General features: G+C 72.9%; 19 protein-coding genes and 1 tRNA gene. 7 read left to right on the forward strand and 13 right to left on the reverse strand.

All coding sequences use genetic code 11. The annotated features are described in order from the left end of the window. The first annotated feature begins 13 nt into the window (after positions 1-13). Positions 14-1,255, forward strand: coding sequence for an MFS transporter (locus DB033_RS12825; RefSeq protein WP_111767020.1), 1,242 nt, complete (start codon positions 14-16; stop codon positions 1,253-1,255). Positions 1,256-1,324: 69 nt separating this feature from the next. Here the strand turns inward: DB033_RS12825 and DB033_RS12830 are convergent, their stop codons facing one another. Further along, positions 1,325-2,155: an alpha/beta fold hydrolase gene (locus tag DB033_RS12830; RefSeq protein WP_111767021.1), complete on the reverse strand. Its 831-nt coding sequence runs from the start codon at positions 2,153-2,155 to the stop codon at positions 1,325-1,327. Between the two features lie 196 nt (positions 2,156-2,351). On the opposite strand from DB033_RS12830, the gene DB033_RS12835 reads away from it, so the two are divergent. Continuing rightward, complete coding sequence (locus tag DB033_RS12835) at positions 2,352-4,610, forward strand: helix-turn-helix domain-containing protein (RefSeq protein WP_111767022.1); 2,259 nt, start codon at positions 2,352-2,354, stop codon at positions 4,608-4,610. A gap of 16 nt (positions 4,611-4,626) precedes the next feature. Here DB033_RS12835 and DB033_RS12840 read toward each other — a convergent pair whose 3' ends face one another. Together DB033_RS12840 and DB033_RS12845 are read right to left on the reverse strand one after the other, a co-directional pair. Further along, positions 4,627-4,998 (reverse strand): hypothetical protein, encoded by a 372-nt coding sequence (locus tag DB033_RS12840; RefSeq protein ID WP_157970662.1) that lies wholly within the window; start codon positions 4,996-4,998, stop codon positions 4,627-4,629. A 193-nt stretch (positions 4,999-5,191) separates the two neighbouring features. Then, positions 5,192-6,919 (reverse strand): PHA/PHB synthase family protein, encoded by a 1,728-nt coding sequence (locus DB033_RS12845; RefSeq protein WP_205843793.1) that lies wholly within the window; start codon positions 6,917-6,919, stop codon positions 5,192-5,194. Between the two features lie 153 nt (positions 6,920-7,072). On the opposite strand from DB033_RS12845, the gene DB033_RS12850 reads away from it, so the two are divergent. Continuing rightward, positions 7,073-9,085: a sugar phosphate isomerase/epimerase and 4-hydroxyphenylpyruvate domain-containing protein gene (locus DB033_RS12850; protein ID WP_111767024.1), complete on the forward strand. Its 2,013-nt coding sequence runs from the start codon at positions 7,073-7,075 to the stop codon at positions 9,083-9,085. On the opposite strand, the gene aroQ is transcribed toward DB033_RS12850, so the two are convergent. Both aroQ and DB033_RS20965 read right to left on the reverse strand, forming a co-directional pair. Continuing rightward, positions 9,051-9,503: a type II 3-dehydroquinate dehydratase gene (gene aroQ / locus DB033_RS12855; RefSeq protein ID WP_111767469.1), complete on the reverse strand. Its 453-nt coding sequence runs from the start codon at positions 9,501-9,503 to the stop codon at positions 9,051-9,053. The two genes, DB033_RS12850 and aroQ, sit on opposite strands and share 35 nt — an antisense overlap. A 191-nt stretch (positions 9,504-9,694) precedes the next feature. Continuing rightward, the gene (locus tag DB033_RS20965; RefSeq protein ID WP_170315533.1) at positions 9,695-9,967 is read right to left on the reverse strand and encodes a hypothetical protein; all 273 of its coding nucleotides are present in this window, start codon (positions 9,965-9,967) and stop codon (positions 9,695-9,697) included. Between the two features lie 126 nt (positions 9,968-10,093). On the opposite strand from DB033_RS20965, the gene DB033_RS12860 reads away from it, so the two are divergent. Beyond that, positions 10,094-12,334 (forward strand): FUSC family protein, encoded by a 2,241-nt coding sequence (locus DB033_RS12860; protein ID WP_170315534.1) that lies wholly within the window; start codon positions 10,094-10,096, stop codon positions 12,332-12,334. Between the two features lie 81 nt (positions 12,335-12,415). Here the strand turns inward: DB033_RS12860 and DB033_RS12865 are convergent, their stop codons facing one another. Then, a complete protein-coding gene (locus tag DB033_RS12865; RefSeq protein WP_157970663.1) occupies positions 12,416-13,162 on the reverse strand; it encodes an SDR family oxidoreductase in 747 nt (248 codons plus the stop codon). Positions 13,163-13,809: 647 nt separating this feature from the next. On the opposite strand from DB033_RS12865, the gene DB033_RS12870 reads away from it, so the two are divergent. Continuing rightward, positions 13,810-13,883: transfer RNA gene (locus tag DB033_RS12870), tRNA-Gly, on the forward strand. A 222-nt stretch (positions 13,884-14,105) separates the two neighbouring features. On the opposite strand, the gene DB033_RS12875 is transcribed toward DB033_RS12870, so the two are convergent. The 3 genes from DB033_RS12875 to DB033_RS12885 all read right to left on the reverse strand — a co-directional run bounded on the left by DB033_RS12875 (position 14,106) and on the right by DB033_RS12885 (position 15,301). Continuing rightward, positions 14,106-14,399: an antibiotic biosynthesis monooxygenase family protein gene (locus DB033_RS12875; protein WP_111767027.1), complete on the reverse strand. Its 294-nt coding sequence runs from the start codon at positions 14,397-14,399 to the stop codon at positions 14,106-14,108. Next, positions 14,396-14,662, reverse strand: a complete 267-nt coding sequence (locus tag DB033_RS12880) for a hypothetical protein (RefSeq protein WP_111767028.1) — start codon at positions 14,660-14,662, stop codon at positions 14,396-14,398. The genes DB033_RS12875 and DB033_RS12880 overlap by 4 nt, the downstream gene beginning before the upstream one ends. Positions 14,663-14,767: 105 nt before the next feature. After that, entirely contained in the window at positions 14,768-15,301 is a 534-nt protein-coding gene (locus tag DB033_RS12885) for a DinB family protein (RefSeq protein ID WP_111767029.1), read from the reverse strand. Between the two features lie 118 nt (positions 15,302-15,419). Here DB033_RS12885 and DB033_RS12890 point away from each other — a divergent pair, with 118 nt between their 5' ends. Next, positions 15,420-16,046: a DedA family protein gene (locus tag DB033_RS12890; RefSeq protein WP_157970664.1), complete on the forward strand. Its 627-nt coding sequence runs from the start codon at positions 15,420-15,422 to the stop codon at positions 16,044-16,046. A gap of 45 nt (positions 16,047-16,091) precedes the next feature. Here DB033_RS12890 and DB033_RS12895 read toward each other — a convergent pair whose 3' ends face one another. After that, positions 16,092-17,786: a bifunctional 3'-5' exonuclease/DNA polymerase gene (locus DB033_RS12895; RefSeq protein ID WP_157970665.1), complete on the reverse strand. Its 1,695-nt coding sequence runs from the start codon at positions 17,784-17,786 to the stop codon at positions 16,092-16,094. Between the two features lie 173 nt (positions 17,787-17,959). Between DB033_RS12895 and DB033_RS12900 the strand changes: the two genes are divergently transcribed. Beyond that, entirely contained in the window at positions 17,960-19,825 is a 1,866-nt protein-coding gene (locus DB033_RS12900; protein ID WP_111767032.1) for an acyl-CoA dehydrogenase, read from the forward strand. Positions 19,826-19,887: 62 nt separating this feature from the next. On the opposite strand, the gene DB033_RS12905 is transcribed toward DB033_RS12900, so the two are convergent. From DB033_RS12905 to DB033_RS21675, 3 genes are all read right to left on the reverse strand, one after another. Continuing rightward, positions 19,888-20,529: a winged helix-turn-helix transcriptional regulator gene (locus DB033_RS12905; RefSeq protein WP_111767033.1), complete on the reverse strand. Its 642-nt coding sequence runs from the start codon at positions 20,527-20,529 to the stop codon at positions 19,888-19,890. 2 nt (positions 20,530-20,531) lie between these two features. Further along, the gene (locus tag DB033_RS12910) at positions 20,532-20,966 is read right to left on the reverse strand and encodes a VOC family protein (protein ID WP_111767034.1); all 435 of its coding nucleotides are present in this window, start codon (positions 20,964-20,966) and stop codon (positions 20,532-20,534) included. Positions 20,967-21,113: 147 nt separating this feature from the next. Then, positions 21,114-25,226, reverse strand: coding sequence for a glycoside hydrolase (locus DB033_RS21675; RefSeq protein ID WP_111767035.1), 4,113 nt, complete (start codon positions 25,224-25,226; stop codon positions 21,114-21,116). Between the last annotated feature and the right edge of the window lie 148 nt (positions 25,227-25,374).

Below are 25,374 nucleotides of genomic sequence, written 5' to 3' on the forward strand. Positions count from 1 at the left end.
TCCGAGGAGACCGATGACCACGCCGACGCCCGTGTCGATCGCCGCCCCGTCCGATGCCACCCCGGCCCGCCGGCTGGGCCACGCCCGGGCCTTCGTCGCGATCGCCGCCGTCTTCGTGCTGTTCATGGCCGCCTCGAGCGCACCCTCGCCGCTGTACGTGGTGTACCAGCAGCTCTGGCAGTTCTCCGCGACCACGCTCACGCTGATCTTCGCCGTGTACGTGGTCGGCCTCGTCGCCTCCCTGCTCACGCTGGGCGCCCTCAGCGACCACATCGGCCGGCGTCCGGTGCTGGCGGCGGCGATCGCGCTGGAGGCGATCTCGCTGGCGCTGTTCGCCGTGGCCGGCGACGTCGGCGTGTTGCTGGTCGCCCGGGTCCTGCAGGGCATCGCCACCGGCGCCGCCATGACGACGCTCGGCGCCGCGCTCATCGACCTCAACCCACCGCACGCGCCGCGCCGGGCCGGCGTGGTCAACGGGGTGGCGCCGCTGGCCGGCCTGGCGATCGGCGCCCTGGGTTGCGGCGCGCTCGTCCAGTACGGCCCGGCTCCGACGCATCTGGTCTACGAGTTGCTGCTCGGCGGCATGGTGCTGGCGGCCGTCGCGGTCGCGATCCTGCCCGAGACGTCGGCCCGGCGCCCCGGGGCCCGGCACTCGCTGATCCCCAGGCTCGGGGTACCGCCACTGATCCGCAGTCATCTGATCGCCCTGGTGCCGATCCTGCTGGCCAGCTGGGCGCTGGTCGGGCTGTACCTGTCGCTCGGACCGTCGATCGCGTCGGGCCTGCTCGGGTTGCGGTCGCACCTCATCGGTGGGCTCGTGGTGACGTTGTTCTGCGGGACGGGCGCACTCACCGCCTTCGCGTTCCGCGCCGCCGATCCGCGTCCCGTCCAGCTGTGGAGCCCGGCACTGCTGACCGTGGGCACCGCGATCTCGCTGGTGGGCGTGCAGACCGGCACGGTGTGGGCGGCGGTGGCCGGCACCGTCGTGGCCGGTCTCGGTTTCGGCGGCTCGGCGCTGACCAGCTTCTCGACCCTGGTGAGACTGGCCGCCCCCGAGCAGCGCGGCGAGTTGCTCGCGGTCGCGCTGGTGATCTCCTATGTGGCCTTCAGCGTGCCCGCGGTGATCGCCGGTCTGGCGAGCACCGCGTACGGCCTGCACCCCACCGCGGTGGTCTACGCCGGCGTCGTGATCGGCTTCAGCGCACTCGCCCTGGTGGCCAGGATCATCCGCGGCCGGCGCGAGCGACGGGACTGACATGCCCGCCCCGCACCGCGCCGGCGCCCGGACCCGTGGGCCCGGGTGCCGGCGGTCGGCCGGGACGGCTCAGGAGGCGAAGAACGCCAGCAGATCCTGGTCCAGAGCCTGCTGGTAGGGACCCGCGATGCCGTGCGGGGCACCCGGATAGACCTTGAGCTGCGCCTGCGGCACCAGCTCGGCCGTCCTGCGGGCCGCGGCGGCGATCGGCACGATCTGGTCGTCGTCGCCGTGCGCGACGAACATCGGGGTGCCGCGCTCGGCCAGGATCTCCAGGTCCGCGGTGAAGTCGGTCTCGGAGAACGCCTTCACGCAGTCGTACGCGCCGGCCAGACCGACCTGCATGCCGAGCCGCCAGAACTGGTCGCGGTCGGCCTGCGGGATGATCGAACCCTCGCGGTTGGTGCCGAAGAACGCCGCCGACAGCTCCTGGTAGAACGCCGACCGGTCGCCGAGCACCCCCGCCCGGATGTCGTTGAACGCCGACAGCGGTGTGCCCTCCGGGTTCGCGTCGGTCTGCACCATCAGCGGCGGCACGGCACCGGCCGTGGCGACCTTGGCCACCCGGGCCTCGCCGTGCCGGGCGGCGTACCGGACGACCTCGCCACCGCCGGTGGAGTGCCCGACGACGATGACGTCGGTCAGGTCCAGCGCCTCGACCAGCGCCGCGAGGTCGGCGGCGTAGGTGTCCATGTCGTTGCCGGTCCAGGTCTGCTCGGACCGGCCGTGGCCGCGACGGTCGTGGGCGATGGCCCGGTAGCCGGCGTCGGCGGCGAGCTTGAGCTCGACGTCCCAGGCGTCGGAGTTCAGCGGCCAGCCGTGGCTGAACACGACCGGCCGACCGGCGCCCCAGTCCTTGTAGAACATCTGGGCGCCGTCGGGCAGGGTCACGTAGGGCATGGAGCTCCTCGGTTCGGTGGGGTCCCGACCGGGAGCTGCGTGCGGACGTCGATCGTCCGGCGGCCGTGGTGGCGCCCGGAGCGGGATGACCGTCGGTGGTCGACGACAATCCAACGTGCCGCGACGCCGCCGCACCACGAACAACCGCACGAACAACTGGCGTCCGTCCCGGGCGCGCCGCTGAGAGGAGGCACGGATGGAGGACGACACCGCCGGTGGGTTCGGCGCGCTGCTCCGCCGGCTCCGCCGGGAGCGGCACCTCACCCTCGAGCACCTCGCGGGGAAGGCGCAGATCAGCGACCGCGCGATCAGCAACATCGAGCGCGGACGCAGCCGCGGTCCGCAGGCGCGCACGGTCGACGCCCTCGCCGACGCGTTGGGGCTGGACGCATCCGAGCGCGCGGCGCTGCTCGCCGCGGCCGCGGCCGGCCGGGTCCGGCCGTCACCGGTCCCCACCGGCCGCTGTGTGCTGCCCGATCCGGTCGCCGACTTCACCGGCCGCACCGCGGAGCTCGCCACGGTCGCGGGGATCGTGGCCGACCGGGACCGGCGGGCCGGCCACCCGCGGGCCGTGGTGATCTCCGGCGCGGCGGGCCTGGGCAAGACCTCGCTGGCGGTGGCCGCGGCGCACCACGTCGCCGGGGCGTTCCCGGACGGGGTGCGCTACCTCGACGTGCGGGGACTGGACGCCGCACCGTTGCCGCCCGATCGCATCCGGTGGTTGCTGCTGGGCTCGCTGGGGGTCCCCGACCGGCACGTCCCGACCGATCCGACCGGACAGCGGGACGCTCTGCGCGGCGCCCTGCACGACCGCCGGATGCTGCTGGTGCTGGACAACGTCGCCGACGAGGCGCAGGTCCGCGACGTCATCCCGGATGCGGGGCCGTCGCTGACCCTGATCACCAGCCGGCGGCTGCTGTCGGGTCTGGACCACACCCACGGGATCCCGCTGACCGGCCTGAGCACCGGCGAGTCGGTGGCGCTGCTCCGCGGCATCGTCGACGGCGACCCCGATCCGGCCGTGCTGGCCGAGATCGCCCGGCTGTGCGGACACCTGCCGCTGGCGCTGCGCATCGCCGGCAACCGGGTGCACGCCCGCCCGGGCTGGACGGCCGAGGCGCTGGCCGCCCGGCTCGCCGCGGAGACGTCGCGGCTGCAGCGGCTCACCGCAGGAGACCGGCAGATCTCGACCGCGTTCGCCCTGTCCTACCGGCAGCTGAGCCCGGCGGCGGCGGCGGCGTTCCGCGGACTGTCGGCGATCCACGGCCCCGAGTTCGGGGTGGGTTCGGCCGCCGCGGCGCTCGGTCTGGGTCCCGACGACGCCGAGACGGTGCTGGACGAGCTCCTGGAACTCGGGCTGCTGCATCCGGTCCCTGGCGACCGCCACGGATTTCACGACCTGTTGCGGCTCTACGCCCGGGATCGCGCGGTGGCCGAGGACCCACCGTCGGTGCGGGCGGCCACGGTGTCGGCGCTGGACGACTGGCTGTTGGACACGACCGTGCACGCCGGACGATGGTTCGAGCCGGGACACGGCCGCGGGCCCGCCGTGCCCGACGACCGGGCACCACTGCCGTCGGCGGCGGCCGCGGAACGGTGGCTGGTCACCGAGCGGCCGCATTGGCTGGCCGCCCTGCACGCCGCGGCCGCGGCCGGTCGGCACACCCGGGTGGTCGAGGTCGTCGAGGCGCTGCACTGGTTCTCCGACCGCAGTTACAGCGACCGGACCTGGTACGACGTCTTCCGGCTCGGTGCCGACGCCGCGATCGCGCTGGGCGATCCGCTGCTGTCGGCGGTGCACCTGAACTACCTGTCGTGGGCCGAGTCGATGTGTCTGGGCGAGCACGCCACCGCCGTCGCGACCGCGGAGCGGGCGGCCGCCCTCGCCCGCCGGATCGGTGACGGCCGGCAGGAGGCCTGGGCCTGGCTGTACGCGGCGTTCGCCGCCCGCCGCGACGGCGACGGCCGCACCCTGCGCGACAACGGCGACCGCGCCGCCGCGCTGTTCCGCCGGGTCGGCGACGCGGAGGGCTGGTCGCAGGCCAGGCTCTGCAGCGCGGCCGGCCGCCGGATGCTGGGTGAGTCGACGGCGGCACTGGAGGTGCTGGCGGAGCTGCTCACCGCGACGGCCGACCCGGCCACCGCGCCCGCGCCGGGGGTGGCCCGGCACACCGTCGTGCAGGCCGAGCTGATGGCGGGCTCGGTGCTGGCCGACGACGGGCGGTGGGCCGCGGCCGCGGACCGCTTCGCGGCCGCGTTGACCGCCGAGGACGGCGACGGGAGTCCTCTCATCCGGGCGCGGCTGGAGGACGAACTCGGGACGGCGCTGCTGCACCTGGGGCGTCCCGAGGGAACGGCCCACCTGGACCGGGCGGCGGTGTTGCTGGCCGGCGCGGGCGAGACGGCGGCCGCCGACGCCGTCCGGGAACGCCTCTCCCGGTGGCGGCCCGCCTGAGCGGCGGGGCGCAGCCTCAGACGGAGGCTTCGCGCACGTCCGCGGCGATCGTGTCGGGGCCGGCCTCGCCACGGTGCAGCGCGAACACCGCGGCCGCGATACCGGTGACCACCTCGGCGTCGTCGATCCGGGTCAGCAACCGGATGGCGGTCGTCCCGTCGCTGGCCAGGTGCAGGAACCGGTTGATCGGGACCACCGACCAGCCGCCGGCGCGCAGGTGCGCGGTGACGTCGCGGCGTTCGGTGAACGTCCAGTCGCGGGGGTAGAGCAGCATCCCGGTGCCGGTGTCGGGCTCGAGCAGCCAGGACCCACGGGCTTCGAACCCGGCGGCGGCCGCGTCCAGCGGTGCCATCGCCCACCCGGGTCCCTCGGCGGCGGGTCCGGTCACGGCGAGCTCCAACGAAGAGTGCGGCAACGTATTCCTGACGTGGGCGGGCGGACGGTGTCGACCGCTACATCGCCCGCCGCCCGCCGGTCGTTACCGAATCACCCCGAGGAGTCCGTGGCGATCTGCGTCACGCCGGAACGGCCGACCCCGACCGGGGGAAGGACCGCCCGTCCGGAGGATTCCGGGATTCCGATCAGGTGTGCACGTAGGTGCCCGGAGCGTCACCCGACGGCGGGTGCGCGGCGCTGCCGAGCTGCGGCGGCGGCACGGACGGGCCGGCCGACGCACGGCCCCATTCCGTCCAGTCCTCCCACCACGACCCCTCCCGGCGGGTCGCCGCGGCCCGCCACTCCCCCGGCGTGCCGGGCAGCTCGGCGTCGGGATCCACGACCTCGTGCCAGGCCTTCGGTCCGGGCGGGCTGACGATGCCGGCGATGTGGCCGCCGTTGCCCAGCACGAACCGCACCGGGCCGCTGACCAGGTTGACCGTCTCGTACGCGGCCTCCCACGGCACGATGTGGTCGTTGATCGCGCTGACCACGTAGGTCGGCACGGTGATCGCGGACAGGTCGATGCGCCGACCGGCCAGTTCCAGCGTTCCCCGCGCGAGGTCGTTGCGCACGTAGAAGTGGCGCAGGTAGAAGGCGTGCATGGCGGCGGGCATCCGCGTCGAGTCGGCGTTCCAGGCGAGGATGTCGAAGGCCGGCGGCTGCTGGCCCATCAGCCAGTTGGAGACGACGTAGTTGAAGATGAGGTCGTTGGCCCGCAGCACGTCGAAGGTGCCGGCCATCGACTCGCCCTCCAGCACCCCGGTCCTGGCCATCTTCTTCTCCAGCCGCTCCACGGTGCGCTGGTCGGTGAACGCCTTGAGCGCGCCGGGCTCGCGGTAGTCCAGCATCGTGTTCAGCAGGGTCAGGGTGCCCACCCGGGAGTCACCGGCGCCGGCCAGCCAGGCCGCGGTGACGGCGGTCATCGCGCCGCCCAGGCACAGCCCCACGATGTCGACGGTGGCGGCGCCGGTGATCTCGCAGACCACGTCGAGGGCCGCCTGCGGACCGTGCACCAGGTAGTCGTCCATCGTGGTGGCGGCCATCTCGCGTGAGGAGTTGCGGTAGCTGATGGCGAACACCGTCCGGCCGTGGCGGACGGCCCACTCGATGAAGCTGCGCTGCGGCGCGAGGTCCATGATGTAGTACTTGTTGATCCAGGGCGGGCTGCACAGCAGCGGTACCGCCTGCACCTCGTCGGTCTGCGGGGCGTACTGGATCAGCTCCATCAACGCGTTGCGGTGCACCACCCGGCCGGGGGTGCACGCGAGGTTGCCGCCGACGGTGAAACCCGAGGTGTCGACCTGCCGCGGCCGACCGCCGTGGTGGACCAGGTCGTCCAGGAACGTCCGGGTGCCCTGCACGACGCTGGCACCGCCGGTCTCGAACGCCCGGATCAACGCGGCCGGGTTGGTGGCCAGGAAGTTGGTCGGGGCCAGCGCGTCGATCAGCAGATCCACCATGATGCGCGCCTTCCGGGCGTCGTCGGCGTCGATGTCGGCACCGGTCACGACGTCCCGGGCGAACTCGGCGCCGGCCAGGTAGGCCAGCCGCAACGCGTAGAACGCGGGGTTGGCGTCCCAGGCGACGGCGGCGAACCGGCGGTCCCGGGCATCGACGGCCACCGGCGGCTGTGCGTCCTGGCCGAGGAAGCGGCGGGTGGCGGTCAGCGGGATCCGGGCGAGCCGGCTGCCCAGCGACAGCGCCGCGCGGGCCGGACCCACCGGGTGCAGCGCGGCGGCCCGCAGCGCGCTCGTCAGCGCGGCGCGCAGGCCGGCGGCGTCGGAGTCCTCGAACAGGTCGGTCTCGGGGGCCAGCACAGCGGCGGCCCGTTCGGCGAGCTCCCGGGTCATCTCGAGCGGGTCGGTCGGCATGGGGTCAGTCTGACGCCTGCCCCGGCCGGTGCGCACGGCGACGGACCCACGCCGGTGCGTGCCGACCGGTGGTCGGCGGCCACCGCACGCCGCCACCGCGACATACTGGGTCCGCAACGCAGCCACCGGGGGACGGACGACGGAAGAAGGCGGATGTCCACGACGACGCGACCGGCCGGCGCGACGCCGCCGCCGGTACGGACCTGGCGCAACAGCATCGCCACCGTCTGCATCTCCGGCACGCTCGAGGACAAGCTCGCGGCGGCCGCGGCGGCCGGGTTCGACGGTGTCGAGATCTTCGAGCCGGATTTCATCGGCTCGCCGCGCTCGGCCGCGGAGGTCCGCTCCCGCTGCGCCGATCTCGGCCTCGGCATCGACCTGTACCAGCCGTTCCGTGACTTCGACAGCACCGACCGCGACCGGGCCGCGCGCAACCTGCGCCGGTTGCACCGCAAGTTCGACGTGATGGAGCAGCTCGGCGCCGGGCTGATGCTGCTCTGCAGCAGTGCCGCCGACGACGCCGTCCGGGACGACGACGCACTCACCGAACAGCTGGCGGTGCTCGCCGCCGCGGCCGGCGAGCGGGGTCTGCGGGTCTGCTACGAGGCGCTGGCCTGGGGCAGCCACGTCGACACCTACCAGCACTCGTGGCGGCTGGTCGAGGCCGTCGACCATCCGGCGCTCGGTGTGTGTCTGGACAGCTTCCACATCCTGTCCCGCGGCTCCGACCCGGCGGGGATCGAGGAGATCCCGGCGGACAAGCTGTTCTTCCTGCAACTCGCCGACGCCCCGCACCTGACCATGGACGTGCTGCAGTGGAGCCGCCACCACCGGCTGTTCCCCGGTCAGGGAGCGTTCGACCTGCCGGCGTTCCTGCGGCACGTCATCGCCGCGGGGTACACCGGGCCGTTGTCGCTGGAGGTCTTCAACGACGTGTTCCGGCAGGCCGAGCCGCAGCGGGCGGCCGTCGACGCCCTCCGGTCGCTGTTGTTGCTGCAGGAGCACGCCGTCGGCCGGCTCCCCTCCGGGCCGCGCGCACCGGTCGACGTGCCGCCGGCACCCCCGTCGCCGCAGCTGGGCGGGTACGCCTTCGTCGAGCTCGCGGTCGGGGCCGGCAGCGGGCCGGCGGTCGCCAACGCCCTCGCGGCCCTGGGCTTCCAGCACGCGGGCCGGCACCGGACCAAGCCGGTGCAGCTGTGGCAGCAGGGCAGTGCGCGCATCCTGCTCAACGCCGGTGGACCCGAGGTCGACGGGCCGGTCGACGGCGGCGGCCCCGGACACGGCGCCGCCGTCGCCGCCATCGGCGTCGAGACCGCGGACCCGGGTGCGGCTCTCGCCCGCGCCCGGGCGCTGCTGGCCCCCGTGCTGTCGCGGACCCGCGGCCCGGCGGAGGCCGACCTGGCCGCGGTGGCCGCACCCGACGGCACGGAGGTGTTCTTCTGCCGCACCGGCGCCGCGGCCGTGGACGGCTGGCTTGCCGACTTCCCGCCGGTCGCCACCAACGGGGGCGGGCCCGACGGGCCCGGCGGGCCCGGTGACGGTGACCTGGACGGCATCGACCACATCGCCTTGACGCAGCCCTACGACCGTTTCGACGAGGCGACGCTGTTCTACCGGGCGGTGCTGGGGATGCAGACGCGGATGAACGTCGAGATCGCCGCGCCCTACGGGCTCGTCCGCAACCGGGTCGTCGCGGATCCGGCCAACCGGGTGCGGGTGTGCCTGAACGTCTCGGTGCTGCGGCGCGGGGCGGACTGGCGGCCCGGGGTCGTGGAGCCGCAGCACGTGGCGTTCACCACCCGGGATGCGCTGGGCGCCGCGGAGGCGGCCCGGGAGGCCGGCGCACCGCTGCTCAGGGTGCCCGACAACTACTACGACGACCTGGACGCCCGGCTCGAGCTGCCCGCCGAGGTCCTGCAGCGGATGCGGCGGCTCGGGGTGCTCTACGACGAGGGCCCCCAGGGGGCGTACCTGCACTTCTACACCGAGGTGCTCGGCGGCCGGGTGTTCCTCGAGGTGGTGGAGCGGGTGGCCGGTTACACGGGGTACGGCGAGAGCAACGGGCCGATCCGGATGGCGGCGCACCGGGCCCAGCGGGAGTCGCGGCCCAGCGACGGCCGTGACGGCCGAGCTACTGAGCGCGAGTCAGCTCGTACAGACCGGTGATGGCCAGCGTGTAGCCCAGCACGCCGAAGCCGACGACGACGCCGGCCGCCACGGGCGACACCACCGAGTGGTGCCGGAACTCCTCCCGGGCGTGCACGTTGCTGATGTGGGTCTCGATCACCGGCAGCTGCACCGCCTCGATGGCGTCGCGGATCGCGTACGCGTAGTGGGTGTGTGCGCCGGGGTTGTAGACCGCCCCGATGGACTCGCCGCGCTGCACCGCCGCCCCCGTCTCGTGGATCCAGTCGATCAGCCGGCCCTCGTGGTTGGACTGCCGGAACACCAGCTCCAGCCCGAGCCGACCGGCGTGCTCGCGGCAGCGGTCTGCGACGTCGGCCAGCGTGGTGTGCCCGTACACCTCCGGGCGCCGCGTCCCGAGCAGGTTGAGGTTGGGTCCGTTGAGGACGGTGACCGACAGTCGGCCGGTAGCGGAGGGCGCCACGGCGGCGGGCGCGGTGGTCGCGGCCGGTCCGGTGCTCACGGAGTGCTCGGGCGTCTCGGGGTTATCGGGGCTCTCGGGGTTCTCGGGCGTCACAGTGGTCCATCCTGCGGCATCGGGACCTCCGCCGGATGCCGGGCGCGGGACGGGTGTCCCGCGCCCGGCCGGGGTCAGCCCTTGAGCTGGCGGGTCATGGTGGAGAAGAACACCTCGGACGTGGCCCGCACGAAGTTGGCGTGCGTGGTCGCCAGGGTCGTGGCGAGCTCGTTGCCGGTCTGCCTGGCCGCCTGCTCCTCGAGGTCGAGCATGTTGGCGAGGACCTTCTCGTAGCCCTCCAACCAGGCCAGGCCGTTCTTCTTGGCCTGCTCGACCACCTGGTCGCTCAGCTCCTGGACACGCTTGGTCGCGGCTTCCATCTCGGCACTCATGTCCGGCATGGTCATGGGAACTCCTTTCGTGGGGCCTTCCCCGGCGGGCGCCGGTGTGCGGTGCGGGACCGCCCTCCCATGATGACGCCGCCGCTGCGAACCCGCTCCGCCGCCGCCGCGCGGGCAGACGAGAATGAGCCGGTGACCAGCCCCGTGGACCAGGCCCGTACCCGGGTGCGTGCGGGCGTGGGAGCCGGCCTGGACCGCGTGGTCCAGGAGGTCCGCGACGCCCGGGACCGCTTCGTGGCCTCCGACCCGGGGCGGGCCCGGCAGCGCATCGCGGTCCGGGTGTTCGTCGCGGTCGGCAGCACCCTGCTCGTCGAGTGGGCGCTCGCGGCGTTGCTGCGGCAGCCGCCTCGACTGCTCATCCTGTTCGGCGGCGTGCTGGCGATGCTGCTGGCCACCGGGGTGAAGGACGCCGGCCGTCGCGGCGCGGCCGTCACGGTGCTGATCGGCACCGGTCTCGCGCTGCTGTCGGCGTCCATCGGTGTGCTCATCGCGCCACACCACCTGGCGTCCCTGATCGGCTTCGTCTCGATCTCGTTCCTGGCGGTGTGGCTGCGCCGCTTCGGCCCCCGGTGGTTCGCCCTGGGTTTCGTGTTCTGGCAGAGCTACTTCTTCACCCTGTTCCTGCAGGCGCCGCGGTCCGAGCTGCCGGTGCTGTGGGTGGCGCTGCTGGTCGCCGCGGGATGGGTGGGCCTGCTGCTGGTGACGGTGCTGCACCCCGATCCCCGGCGCACCCTGGACCGCACGGTCGTCGCCCTCCGCGCGCGGGCGCGGGCCGCCATCTCGGCCGCCCTGGACGTGCTCGACGAGCCCGACAACGCCCGGACGCTGCGCCGGCTGAGGCGACAGCTGGTACAGGTCGACGAGGTGGCGTTGCTGCTGGACGGCCAGCTCGCGGAACCGCGGGCGTTGCCGGCCGGGGTGCCGCCGGGCCGGCTGCGCCGGTGGACGGTCGACGTGCAGATCGGGTTGGACGCCGTCTGCGGAGCCGTCCGCGACATCGCCGCCCGACGGGACGCCCTGCCGGCCGCCGCGGTGGGTGACGTCCGTGCCGTGCTGACCGCCCTGGGCTGGGGCGACCGCGCGGGCGCCGACCGGGTGGCGCACGCCCTGGCCGCGCCGGACGGCCGCGACGTGCCGGCGCTGCGCCGGCTGGGCAGCGCCGCCCTGTTCCTGCTGGACACGGTGGGTGCCTGGGACTCCGGTGCGCTCACCGACCCGGCCAGAACGGACGGCTCCCCCGATCCGCTCGACGTCGAGGAGGACGATTTCGAGCCGGCCGTGACGCTCGTCGGTGGGGCACTGCCCGGCTCCGCCTCACTGGCCGAGCGTTCCCTCGACCAGCCAGACGCGGCGCGGTTCGCCCCCTCCCGCTGGCGGCTGACGACGCGGCAGGCGGTGCAGGCGGCGGTGGCGGCGGCGCTGGCCATCGTGGCCGGCGAGCTGATCTCGCCGCAACGCTTCTACTGGGCCGTCATCGCCGCGTTCGTGGCGTTCGCCGGCGCGGCGACGTCCGGCGAGACGGTGTCCAAGAGCGCGTCGCGGATCCTCGGGACGGTGCTCGGGCTGTTCGGTGCGGTGGCGCTGGGCGAGGTCACGCGGGGACACCCGGTGTGGGCGGCGCTGGCCGTGCTGGTGTGCATCGCGGCGGCGTTCTTCGTGCAGGTCGTGTCCAACAGCGCGATGGTCTTCTTCTTCACGGTGATGCTGGGCCAGCTGTACACGCTGCTCGGCACGTTCTCCGACCGGGTGCTGATCCTGCGTCTCGAGGAGACCGCGGTCGGCGCGTTGATCGGCATCGGGGTCTCCCTGCTGGTGCTGCCGACGCACAGCCGGGCGACGCTGCGGGTCGCGCGGCAGACCTTCTTCACGGCCCTGGCCGATCTGCTGGACGCGTGCGGGACGACCCTGCGCGGGGAGCCGGTCGACCGCTCGGCGCTGACGTTGACCGTGCTGGTGGAGGACGCCGGCCGCCAGGTGGTGCGCGCCCGCAAGGCACTGACCCGCGGACGGCTGTTCGGCGCGAACCGCCTGGAGCTGCGTCACCGGGTGTCGGTGCTGGGCGCGTGCGGGGCCGCGGCGCGGGCGTTGGCCGCCGCCATCCTGGACCGGGGCCCGGACCCCGCGCTGGCCGCCGTGTGTGCAGAGCTCGCGGAGGCGGCGCGTGAGCTGGCCGCGGCTCCGACGCTGCGCGGCACCACCCCGCCCGGGGACGGCGAGGCCCGGCCGGGCGACGGAGTGCGGGTGCTCCTCGACGCGGTGGCCTCCGCCACGGACGGGCGGCGGGATCCCGCGTACCGGGCCGCGGCCCGGCTGAACGAGGCCCTGGAGCTGCTGGGGCCGCGGTCGGCCCGGGAGACGGTGCCGAGTTCCTGAACCACCCGACGTCCGGCGGCCGGAACGACAGAGGGCCCCGGGGAACGATTCCCCGGGGCCCTGTCCGTGGCAGGCCCGGTGTTACAGAGCCATCCCGCCGTTCACATCCAACAGATGCCCCGTCACGAACGACGCATCATCACTGCACAAGAACGCCACCGCACCCGCGATATCCCCCGGCTGACCCGCCCGACCCAACGGATTCGCCGTCATCACCGCCTGCGCCGCCTCCGGCATCGCCGCCGTCATCGGCGTCTCGATGAACCCCGGCCGAACACCGTTCACCGTCGTGTCAAACCGCGCCAACTCCAACGCCCCCGACCGCACCAGACCCACCACACCCGCCTTCGCCGCGATGTAATTCATCTGACCCAGATTCCCCGCCTTCGCCACCACCGACGACACCAACACCACCCGACCCGGCACCCCCGGCGTCCGCAACCACGGCGCCGCCGCCCGCAACCCGTTGAACACCCCCGTCAGATTCACCGAGATCACCCGATCCCAGTCATCCTCACTCAACTTGTGGAACATCCCGTCCCGGGTGATCCCCGCATTACCGACATAGGTGTCCAGACCCCCCATCGCCCCCGCCGCCGCCGCGAACACCTCACCCACCTGCTCACGATCAGTCACATCACACCCGAACCCGAACACCTCACCCCCGGTCTCGGCTGCGATTCGCTCCGCCGTCTCCTTCGCCCCGACATCGTTGACATCCAGGATCGACACCACCAGACCCTCCGACGACAACCGACGCGCGATCGACGCACCGATCCCCTGCGCACCACCGGTCACCACAACCCTGGACACACTGAACGCACTCACGACGGAACTCCTCTGGAAAGGGGGGAAACGGGAAGAGGGAGGGGTCGGACGCATTCGCGACCCTCTCGACACCGCCCATGGTGCATCCGCCGGGAGCGGTGTGGCAAATCTGACACGCTATTTCTCCGGGGCCGAGATGCGTTGGCAGCGGGACGATTCCACTGCGCGACGGCCCGAGGGGCGGTTCCGCGGGTCACCGGCGAAGTGTCCGATCGTCAGTAACCGGTCCACCGACGGGGTCACGCGACGCCGCCCTGCCGGAGGTCCGGGCCGGTCGGGAACGACGTCGGACGGCGCGCCACGAGAGCGCGACAGGTGGCGGTCGACGCCCTCGCGGCGGTCGATCCAGCCGCAGGGCCGGGATCGGCGGTGATCGGAAGTTGCGGTCCCCGGTGGCGATCCAGCGTCGTCGGGCGACGCGAGCCACCGGGCCGGAGCGGGTGACCGACCCACGGCACCCAACGGGTCGCCCCACGGAGGCCGAACGGCCCGACCGGCAGATTTTTTCAACCGGTCGGGCCTTGCGTTCAACCGCTCCGGATACGACTGAATCGCCACTACCTAGCTACCCAAACCTCTCCGGGCCAACCACCGACCGGCAGATTGGTGAACGGGGGCCGCTCTGCTAGCGTCGAGGCGCAGATCCTGCGGGTGTAGTTCAGTGGTAGAACTTCAGCTTCCCAAGCTGATAGCGCGAGTTCGATTCTCGTCACCCGCTCCATGCCGTTCCGCCGGTCACCGTCGGGCCGGTCCTCCCGGTACGCCGGACGGCCATCCGAGCGCCCTGTCCAGTGACCGACGACGTCGCGTCTCCCCTGCCCGACGACGTCGCGCGCGACTCCTCCGGTGGCAGCGGCACCGAGAAGCCCTGTGCCGTCGGCCATCCGGATGGCCGCAGCGGGTGAGCCGCGGTCAGTTGTGGGGCGGCGGTGGCGCCGCCCGCTCAGGCCGGTACGTCGACGAAGTGTCCGACCTCCGGGAACGGCCGGTAGAAGCGGTGCAGCAACGCCTTCCACCGCTGGTACTCCGGCGAGCCGCGGAACCCGACGGTGTGGTGCTCGAGGGTGTCCCACTCGACGAGGAGAATAAACAGGTGCGGCGCCTCCACCGACCGTGCGAGCCGGACGGCGCGACACCCGGGCATCCCGACGATGATCGGCCGCGCCTGCGCGAAGGCGGCCAGGAATTCCTCCTCCCGCCCCGGGACGACCGGCAGCACCGCGTGTTCCAGGATCACCGGTCGGTCCGGCGCCAGCCGATCCAGTTGCTGCGCGACTCCATCGGCGCGACCCTCAACCGGCTCGCCCGGAGGAACAGCACCAGCAGCAGCGCGGTGCCGGCGACATAGGCCACGGTCAGGATCCAACCCGGGACGCTGGTGCCGCCGCTGGCCAGCAGCACCACGACGCCGAAGACCCCGGGGACGGCCAGGAACAACCAGGCGCAGCCCAGCGCCTGCCGCCGCGCCCGCAGCTGGTCCACCCGGATGTCGTCGCTCATGGCCGCGACGCTACCGGCCGGCCCGCGGCGACGGCACGGACCTCACGGAGCACACGCGCCCGCACGGACCGCACCGACCGCACCGACCGCACCGACCGCACGGGGTCAACCCTGCACGTCGACGAGGTGGTGCACGCCGTCGTGCAGGAAGTACCAGGCCAGCGTCTCCACGGTGAAGACGCTGCCGTTGCTGCGGCGGCCGGTGCGCTCCCAGGCGTCGTCGGGCACCGCCGCGAACGCGTCGGAGATCGCGTTGCCCGCCTCGATCAGCTCCGTCCGCACCCGGTCCGGATCGGCCTCCCAGTACCGCTGCTCCACCGCGGTCGCATCCTGATCCCAGTTGGCGAAGGCGGGGTCGTCCTCGGTGAGCATCCGCCGCAACCGCTCTCCGAACACCCGGTACACGTCGCGGACGTGACAGGCGTACTCGAGGTCGGACCACACGGTGGGGGCCGGCCGGACCCGGACGTCGTCCCGTCCGAGCACGGCCGACCACCGGTCCAGATGACCACGCACCAGCACCGGCACCGCCGCGTGCGGGGTGTCGGCGCGGTAGCCGCAGTCCGGGCAGGGGGCGTCCAGCACCCAGGTCCAGTCCTTCTCGTCCGGGGGCGGCACGGCCGGGGTGTCGTTGCTCATGTCGGCAGCCTAGAGCCGCTCGAGTAAAGCCCAGGCAAAGGAAGGTCGGTACGCTGGCGGATTCCACCGTACGAACCGGACCGCCGAGGCAGGCCGTCCCGGAGCAGAGGGAGCCGTGGTGCTGGACGGGATCACCGCCTGGGCCGAAGCCCTGATGGGCATGCCGTGGATCTACCTGATCATCCTCGGCACCGCCGTCGTGGACTCGTTCCTGCCGCTGATCCCGAGCGAATCGCTGATCATCGCGGGCGGCGCGTTCGCCGCCACCCAGGACGACCCGAACCTGTGGCTGCTGGTCCTGGCCGGTGCGTGCGGCGCCTGGATCGGCGACAACGTCTCCTACGGCATCGGTCGCTGGGGCACCGGGCCGGTGGTGCGCTGGTCACTGCGCGGCCACCGGCGTGAACGCAGCTACCGGTGGGCCCGCCACCACATCGAGCGGCGCGGCGGCACCGTCCTGGTGCTCGCGCGCTACCTGCCCGCCGGCCGGACCGCCACCACGATGACGATGGGCGTCGTCCGTTGGTCGCACCGTCGGTTCCTGGTCTTCGACGCGATCGCGGTGTCCGCCTGGTCACTGCAGGCCGGCGTGCTCGGCTACCTGGGCGGGCGGATCTTCCAGGACAACCCGCTGCTGGCAACCGCCCTCGGCATCGGGGTCGCCGTCGGGCTGGTCTTCGTCATCGAGCTGGTCCGACGGATCCGGGGCTCCCGGCAGGCCCGCAGCGGCGTCCCCGTCGGCTGAGCCGCGCCCGCTGAGCACCCGACGCCCGGGCCCGGGGGTCGTGGGCTACTTGGCGTCGGCGTAGCAGCGCACCACGGTGGGGCGGACCGGCACCCGCCAGCCCCCGGCGGCGTGCGGGAACACCAACCGTCCGGCCTCCGCGGCGGTCGCGGCGACCAGCGCGGCGACGTGCCCGGCGTCGGCCTCGGCGACGTGCACCATCAGCTCGTCGTGCTGGAAGAACACCAGCTCGGCCGCCGGCACCTGCGCGGTCAGATCGCGCCGCAGGCACGACAACCAGACCGCCGCCCAGTCCGCGGCCGACCCCTGGATGACGAAGTTGCGGGTGAAACGGCCCCAGGCCCGGGCGGTCTGCCGACCGCGCTGTTCCTCGGCCGGCGAGGCGTCGGGGGCCGCACCGCGGTCCACCGTCGCCCACCACTGCGGCCCCGGCCGGTTCGAGGTCCGGCCCAGCACGGAGCTCACCAGCCGGCCCTGCTCGCCCCGGCGGGCGGCCCGTTCGACGTGGTCCATGGCCACCGGGAACTGCTGGAACAGAGTGCCCAGGAGCTGACCGGCGGCTCCGGACGTGGCGCCGTACATCGCGCCGAGCATGGCCATCTTGGCGTTCTCGCGGCGGCCGGCGAACCCGACGTCGGCGAGGGCGGCATAGAGATCGTCGGCGGCGGCGAGCGCACCCAGCCGCTCGTCACCGCTCACCGCGATGAGCACCCGGGGCTCCAGCTGGGCCGCGTCGGCGACCACGAGGACATGACCCGGGTCGGCGATGACCGCGCGCCGCACGACCTTGGGGATCTGCAGCGCCCCGCCACCGCGGGTCGCCCAGCGCCCGGACACGACCCCGCCCGCCACGTAGTCGGCACGGAACCGACCGGCGCGCACCCACTGCTGCAGCCAGTTCCAGCCGTTCGCGGTGAACAGCCGGTGCAGTTCCTTGTAGGCCAGGACGGGCGCGACCGCCGGGTGGTCGAGCTGCTGCAGCGTCCACGAGCGTGTGCTGTCGATGTCGAACCCGGCCCGCCGGAACGCCGCCCGCAGGTCGGTGGCGGAGTCGGGATTGACCGGATGGCCGAAGGCGGCACGGATGTCGTCGGCCAGCCGCACCATCACCGCCGGCCGCTCCCCCGCCGCGGGCCGGGGCCCGAGCAGTCCGGAGAGGATGTCGGAGTGCACGCCCACGTCCCACGGCATGCCGAGGTGACCCATCTCGGCCGCGACCAGGGCACTGGCCGACTCCGCGGCGAGCAGCAGCCGCAGCGCCGCCGGATCGACGTCCACCGCCTCGCCCGCCGGCGAGCCGGCGGCCGCGGCGAGCCGGTCCTGCTGGTCGCGGTGCGCGGCGAGCAGGTCCCCGGGGGTGGCGGCCGGATTGACCGGTCCGTCGTCGAACAGGCCGGGTTCGGCGGCCGGGGCGAGGGCGACGTCGGGCGGTGCGGGTCGGCCGTCCCGTCGTGCGAGCACCGCGGCCGTCGACACCGGCTCGCCGTACCGGCCGGCCCGGGCGATCAGCACCCGCTCGTGCTGGGTGATGTCGACGCACCGGTGCAACCGCACCCCGGCCGCCAGCAGACCCGGGTACACGACGGCGGCCGCGTCCCACAGCCACCGTGGGCGCTGCTCCCGCTCGAGCGTGGCGACGTCCGCGGCGACCACCGGGACCACGGCGCCCGAGGGGACACCCGCGTCGTCGGCGCACTGGACGGACCAGCCGGGGCCGGAGCGGGAGAGGGCGGCGAGCACGCCTGCATGCTGCCACCCGCCACCGACACCGCGACGCACTCCGATCGGGTCTTGCGTCGGTTACCCGCCGGTAATACCGTGCAAGTTACTGGCCGGTAACCCACGGGCGGTACCGCTGCGCCGGAACGGTCGGTCGTGTCCGGGCGGCCGAACCCGACGCTGGAGCGTGCGCGATGTCTGACCGAAGCGGGTCCCACTACAAGAGCAATCTGCGTGACCTCGAGTTCAACCTGTTCGAGGTCTTCACCGACGACGTCCGGATGGGCCGCGGCCCGTTCCAGGAGATGGACCCGGAGACCGCCCGCGGGGTGCTCACCGAGCTGGAGACGGTGGCCACCGGCCCACTGGCGGCGTCGTTCATCGACGCGGACCGGAACCCGCCGGTGTTCGACCCGGCGACGCACAGCATCCGGCTCCCGGAGTCGTTCAAGAAGAGCTACCAGGCGATGATCGACGGTGAGTGGTTCCGCCTCGAAGCCCCTGCGGGCGCGGGAGGTCTCGGTGCGCCGCCGTCACTGCGCTGGGCGGCCGCCGAGCTCGTGATGGGCGCCAATCCGAGCGTCTTCATGTACCAGTCCGGGCCGGGGATGGCCAAGGTGCTCGATCAACTGGGCACCGAGGAGCAGCGCCGGCTCGCCTCGATCATGGTCGAGAAGCACTGGGGCTCCACGATGGTGCTGACCGAGCCGGACGCCGGCAGTGACGTCGGGGCGGGCCGGACGAAGGCCACCCGGCAGCCCGACGGCACCTGGCACCTGGAGGGCGTGAAGCGGTTCATCACCTCCGGCGACCAGGACATGACCGAGAACATCGTGCACTTCGTGCTGGCCCGCCCGGCGGGAGAGGGCATCGAGAGCCGCCCCGGCACCAAGGGTCTGAGCCTGTTCGTGGTGCCCAAGTACCGGTTCGACTGGACGTCCGGCGAGCTCGGCGAGCGCAACGGGGTCTTCGTCACCGGCGTCGAACACAAGATGGGGTTGAAGGTCTCGACGACGTGCGAGCTGTCGTTCGGTCTGAACGGCGCGCCGGCCGTCGGCTACCTGCTCGGCGAGGTGCACGACGGGATCGCCCAGATGTTCCACGTCATCGAGTACGCCCGGATGCTGGTCGGCACCAAGGCGATCGCGACGCTGTCCACCGGGTACCTCAACGCGCTGGAGTACGCCCGGCAGCGGGTGCAGGGCGCGGACCTGACCCGCGCGGCGGACAAGAACGCGCCGCGGGTGACGATCATCCACCACCCCGACGTGCGGCGGATCCTGATGCGGCAGAAGGCCTACGCCGAGGGCCTGCGGGCGGTGTACCTCTACACCGGCACCTGGCAGGACCGCATCGCCTGTGCCGACATCGACGGCGTCGACGTGGGTCTCGCGACCCGCGTCAACGACCTGCTGCTGCCCGTCGTCAAGGGCGTCGGCAGCGAGCGGGCCTACGAGAACCTGGCCCTGGCGTTGCAGGTCTTCGGCGGTTCCGGCTACACGCAGGACTACCCCATCGAGCAGTACATCCGGGACGCCAAGATCGACACCCTGTACGAGGGCACCACGGCGATCCAGGCGCAGGACTTCTTCTTCCGCAAGATCGTCCGCGACCAGGGTGCCGCGCTGGGGGTGGTGGCCGGTGAGATCGCGGCGTTCGTCGGGACCGCCTCGGCCACCGCGGACGGCCGGCAGAAGGAGGAACTGGCGCTGCTGGCCACCGCACTGGACGACGTGCAGCAGATGGTCGCCTCGATGGTCGGTTGGACGATGGCCGCGGCGAAGCAGCCGGCGTCGGTCTACAAGGTCGGCGAGCACGCGGTGAGCCTGTTGATGTCCGCCGGCGACCTGCTCATCGGCTATCTGCTGGTGCGCCAGTCGCTGGTGGCGCAGGCCGCGCTGGACGCGGGCGCCGCCGGCCGTGAAGCGGACTTCTACACCGGCAAGCTGGCCTCGGCCCGCTGGTTCGCCCGCAACGTGCTGCCCGAGCTGACCGCGCGGCGCGCCGTGGTGCAGGCCGCCGACCTGTCGCTGATGGAGGTTCCCGAAGCGGCCTTCTGACCCCGACGTTCCGGCCCGCCGCCCGCGACGGGCGGCGGGTCGTGTCGCGTTCCCGGAGTACGTCAGGCGGCCAGCCGGAAGGTGCTCGCGAATCGGTCCAGCAGGTCGCCGCGGCCGCCGAGCACGGTCACGGCTCCGCTGGCGATCGCGCGGTCCGGGGCGAGATGGCCGGAGATGATCCGGTACAGACCGGCGTCGGCGGCGACGGCGAGGTCGACCGGACCGTCCCCGGAGGTCACGGAGAGCTCGGCGCGATCGACCCGGATGTGCAGTGCGGCGGGACCGAGGTGCGCGGCGTAGGCGGTCGGCGGCAGCGTCAGCGACACCTCCGGCCGGAAGGCGCTCCGCAGGTCCATGGTCATCGACGCGGGCGTGATGATCTGCTCCTCCCGTGGGTCCTCCATGGCCCGGAAACCCCAGGCTCCGAGCGCCAGTACGACCGGCTCCAACTCGCGCCCGTAGGGCGTCAGCTCGTAGACGATCACCCGGGAGCGGGGCGCCCGCCGCAGCACGCCGGCCGCCTGCAGCTCCTTGAGCCGGGTCGCGAGGATGTTGGTGGGGATCCGCGGCAGTCCGGCGGCGAGCTCGCCGTAGCGGCGGGGCCCGACCAGCAGGTCCCGGACGATGAGCATCGCCCAGCGTTCCCCGACGAGCTCCATCGCGCGCGAGATCCCGGAGTACTGGCGGTATTCGCGCGGCGGCACGGTCAGCCCTGCTGTTCGGCGAACGCCGCCGGTCCCTGCGCGGCGGCGACCGGATCCATCCAGCCGAAGTCGATCGGGTTGCCGTCGGGGTCGGTGAGGCCGGACTGGTACATGAATCCGAAGTCCTGCGGCGGCCCCACCCGGTTGCCGCCGGCGGCGAGTCCGGCGGTGACCGCGGCGTCGACCTCCTCGCGGCTGTCCAGGAAGATCGCCGTCGACGAGGCGGGGTTGACCGCCGGGTCGCCGATCGGCAGCTCGGTCATGGTCTGGAAGAAGTCCCGCACCAACAGCATGAAGTAGCTGTGGTCCTCCTCGACGACGACGCAGGCGGCGTTGTGGTCGGTGAACTGCGGGTTCACCCGGAAACCGAGGGCCGTGTAGAACGCTTTCGCGCGTTCCAGATCGGTCACCGGCAGGTTGACGAACATCGAGGTCATGGTGGCTCCTCCGGTCGGTTCCGTGGTGGTGTGCGATGACACTTGCAAAAAGCAAGTTCGACGTCAAGACCGGGCCCCTCGGCGGACACGACAGCGGCCCGCCTCCCCTGCCGAAGCAGGAGGGACGGGCCGCGTGACGTAGGGACTTCAGGGTACGAGCGTGATCTTCACCGTCGCCGTGAGGTTCCCGCCGGTGGCGGTCACGGTCTGGACCCCGGCGCCGGCCGACGCCGGCAGGGTCACGGTCACCTTGGCGGTGCCGTTGACGTCGGTGAGCACCGAGGCCAACGGGCTGTCGCCGACGGTCAGGTCGACCGTCGAGTAGCGGCTGAAGCCGGTCATCGTGAACGTGACGATCGATCCGACCCTGGGCTTGGCCACATTCGACTTCACCGTCGTGGCCGGGTCCGGGTTGACCGTGGCCGTGGTGCTCCGGGAGGCGCCGACGTTGCCGGCCACATCCGTCGCCCGGTACTCGATCGAGTAGGCGCCGACGGTGGACAGCTCGACCCGGTCGCCCGTCGTCCAGCCGCCGCCGTTCATCCGGTACTCCGTGACCGGCGAGCCGGACACGGCGTCGGTCGCGGTGAACTGGAGGGAGACCGGGTTGCGTGGGGTGCCGGAGCGGGTGGACGGTGACGCGATCAGGCCGACCGCCGGTCCGGTCCGGTCGATCTTCACGGTGGCGACCGCCTCCGACCCCGCCACCACCAGCGACGACCGGAGAAGTCGGGTGGACAACCGGTTCTCGCCCTGCGTCGAGAGCGTGAACGCGGTGCCGTAGGCCTTCCAGCTGCCGTCTCCGAGCTTGTACTGGATCTTCGTGCCGGCCGGCCCGGTGAGCCCGACGATGACGTTGGAGCGGTACCAGCCCTGCTCGGTGGCCGGCATCGCGGCGGTGAGGGCCACCGTCGCCTTCTCCGCGGGGGCCACGAAGGTGACCTGGTAGGACTTCGTGGTGGTGCCGTCCTCGGCGGTCACGACGACCGTCGCGGTGGGGGCCGCCGCGGTGGCCTGGGTGACCGACACCCGGCCGCGGGAATCGGCGGCGGTGGCGGTGACGGTCGGCGGGGTCGCCGCCGCACTCTCGACGCGGTACGTGGTGGTCGCCGGATCGAAGCCGGCCACCGGCGCGCCCGCGACCCGGATGACGCCGGCGTCGGCCAGGTTCGCCCGGGCGGGCACGGCCGCGTTGATCTGCGTCTCCGACACGACCATGTGGGTGTTGGGGGTGGCGGTGAGCACGAACCGCACGCCGGTGGCCCGCACCCCGCCGAGCGGCAGCGTGGCGGTGGGGGCGGCCCCGTCGGTCGGCACCACCGTGGTGACGGTGCCGCCGGTGGCGGTCCACTGTCCGGCCGGGGTGCGGTACTCCGCGCGGACGGTGGCCGCCCAGCTGCTGCCGCCGTCCCGGAAGAACGTCATCACCGCGTCGGACAGCAGCTGCTCGCCGAAGAGGTAGGTGAGGGTGTCCGTCGTGCGTTTGGTGCCCGACAGCCAGTTCGACCAGCCCTTGTCGGTGAGGTCGCCGTTGCGGGTGCGGTCGACCGGATAGCCGTTCTCGGTGTAGGTGGCCGAGGCGGTGGTGGTCGGGGCGGTCGCGGTGTTGGACGTGGTCGGGGCGGTGACGACGACCCGCAGCGTGGCCGGGAGGCCGGGCGCCCCGGTGGTGTTCGAGGCGGCGGTACCGGGCACCAGGACGACGCCCGGCTGGGCGAGGGCGGCGTCCGTGACCGGCGTGAAGTCCCAGGTCACCGCGGTCGGGTAGGACGCGGAGCCGTCGGCGGTGCGGGCCGCAACCGTGGTCGGTGCCGCGGCGGTGACGCCCGCCGCCCCGGCCCCGGCGTAGGTGGTCACGCTGACGGCGTCCGTGCCGGTGAAGCTGCCCACCTCGACGGTGGCGGTGACACCGGTGAGGACGGTGCCGAAGACGTCCGTCGCCGCGCCGGACACGGTGCGCACCCCGGGGGAGGTCCAGTCCAGGCCCGCGGTGTTCCAGGTGACGGCAGCCGGCGCGCCGGGGCCGTCGGCGTAGAGCGGGGTGATCGTGGCGGGCAGGGTCGGGGCCGTTCCCGGTGGGGTGGCGATCCGGATCGGAGTGACGCCGGTCGGGGTGGTGGCGCGGACCCGGAACAGCTGGTTGGCGCCGTTGTTGGAGCCGTAGATGCCGACGGAGGCACCGCTCACCGTCGACTGGCCGTTGACATCCAGGCTCTTGGCCTGCCCGACGTTGACCAGGCTCCAGGTGATGCCGTTGGTGGTCGTGCCGATCCACTGCGCCGCGGGGGTGGTGCGGGCGGCGGCGACGGAGACGGCGCCGAGCTGGGTACCGGCGGCCTGGGCGGACAGCACGCGTCCGTCGGCGGCCTGCACGAGGTAGCGCTCGTCGGAGGTGCCGCCCCCGGTGAGCCGGGTCACCGTCCACTGCTGCGGGCCGGCCGCGCCGGCGGTGGTGCCGGGGGTGGTCATCGTGGTGGCCGTGCCGGCGGCTCCGGGCGCGGCGGCGGTGAGGGCGTTGCCGCTCTGCACGCCGACGAACTGGAAGCGGCCGTCGGACAGCGTCGCCGCACCCGCGGCGGCGCCGGTGGTGTCGCTGACCAGGAAGGTGGTCACGGACTTCGCCGGGACGGTCAGGGTGGCGGTCTTCGTCGCGGCGTCCACCGCGACCGGGGTGCCCTGGATCAGGGCGTTGGAGCTCGGGGTGGCCGCGGGCGACTCGGTGGTGACGACCGGGGTGACGGTCGCGCCGGCACCGACGGTGCCGAACTTGCGCAGGTCGACGGTGACGGTCTCGGCGACGGCGTTGTTGTTGCTGTGCACCATCACCACGCCGGAGCCGTCGGCCTTGACCGCGGAGGTGGTCTTGGTGTCGTCGGTCGGGATGATGTGGTCGCCCTCGCCGATGTAGTGCGTGAAGTTCCGGGTGGTGTCGTACTTGGTGTTGCTCGCCAGACGGCAGGTCGGGTCGGCCTCACCGGCGGCGATCCGGCGTTCGGACAGGCCCGCGGCGTTGCAGTCGAAGTCGATGAAAACGCTGCCCCAGTTGAGCTTCTCGGTGCGCTGCATGTTGTAGTAGTCCTCGACGGGCTGCCAGAACACCCAGGCCGACGGCTCGAGCTCGCGCAGGTCGTCGGTGATGCGGCCGGCGAGGCCCAGGCCGTTCTCGATGGAGGTCGGGTTCCAGCCCGCGCCGCCCCAGTTGCCCTCGACCTCGCTCATCCAGAGGCTCTTGCCGTTGGCCTTGGCGATGTCGCGGGCCTGCGGGCGGTCGGCGGTGCCGTAGGTGTGCACGTTGAGCTGGGCGACGGCCTGCCGGGCGGCGTCGGTCCAGCCGTACCAGTCGGTGACGAAGATGGACGGGTTGGTCTCGTCGGGTCCGGAGACGACGGCAGGCGTGGTGGTGCCCGGTCTGTCGAGCTCGGCCTTCATCGCCTCGAGCAGCGTGGCCTGCAGGCCCGGGCCGGCGTGGGCACCTTCCTGCCGACAGCAGCTGGGCGTGCCGTTCGCGCCGAGGTCGGTCCCCCAGTACGGGGTGTTCGGCTCGTTCAGCGGGTCGATCGAATCGAAGGTGATGCCCTCGGTCTGCTCGATGTGCTCGCTGACCGTCTTCAGGTAGGCGGCGAACTTCGCGGCCGCGGCCGGCTTGATCTGGTCGGCGGAGGAATTGAAACCACCGGTCACGTAACCGCTCTCGGTCATGAAGTAGGGCGGCGAGTTGCTGAACGCCTCCCAGCGGTCGACCCGGTCCTTGATGGCTGAGATCCACCAGCGCTGGTTGGCGTCGGCGTCGAAGTCGTAGGCGGCCGGGTCGGCGGGGTCCCAGGCGGCCAGGTAACGGTCACGGTCGGCGTAGCCGGAGGTGATGGGTCCCTGTGCGTCGGCGGCGGCGTAGTCGGGGTTCCACCAGCCGGGCACCGCGCCGCCCTTGCGGAAGTAGTCGTCGCCGACGTCGGTGGCGTTGCCGCCGCCGATGTTGTAGCGGGCGATGTTGAGGTTGAGGCCGTCGTCGCCGAACACCATGTCCGCCAACTGGTTCCGCAGCGCGTCGGGGTAACCGCCGGTCGCGTTGGCGAACCACACGAGGCTGGTGCCCCACCCCTGGAAAGCGGGACCCCGGTAGGCCGGGTTGGGCGTCAGGGTGACGGCCACGGTCGGATCCGCGGCATGCGCGGGAAGGACGGGCCCGAAGGTCAGACCGGCGACCGCGGTGATGGCCGCCGTCGCACCTCTGAACGCCCGGGTGAATCGACGTGACGTCATCAAATCCTCTTCCGTCATTGGAAAGGGCCCTGCACGGCGGCGGTTGCGCCTCGTGTTTGCGTTCACATCATGGGTGGTGACGTAAACATAAGTCCAGAGCGCTGACCCAAGTGCGGCCGAACGGGGCAGGGCCGCCACGGCCGGGCGA

It is taken from the genome of Nakamurella deserti (genome assembly GCF_003260015.1).
Classification (GTDB): domain Bacteria; phylum Actinomycetota; class Actinomycetes; order Mycobacteriales; family Nakamurellaceae; genus Nakamurella; species Nakamurella deserti.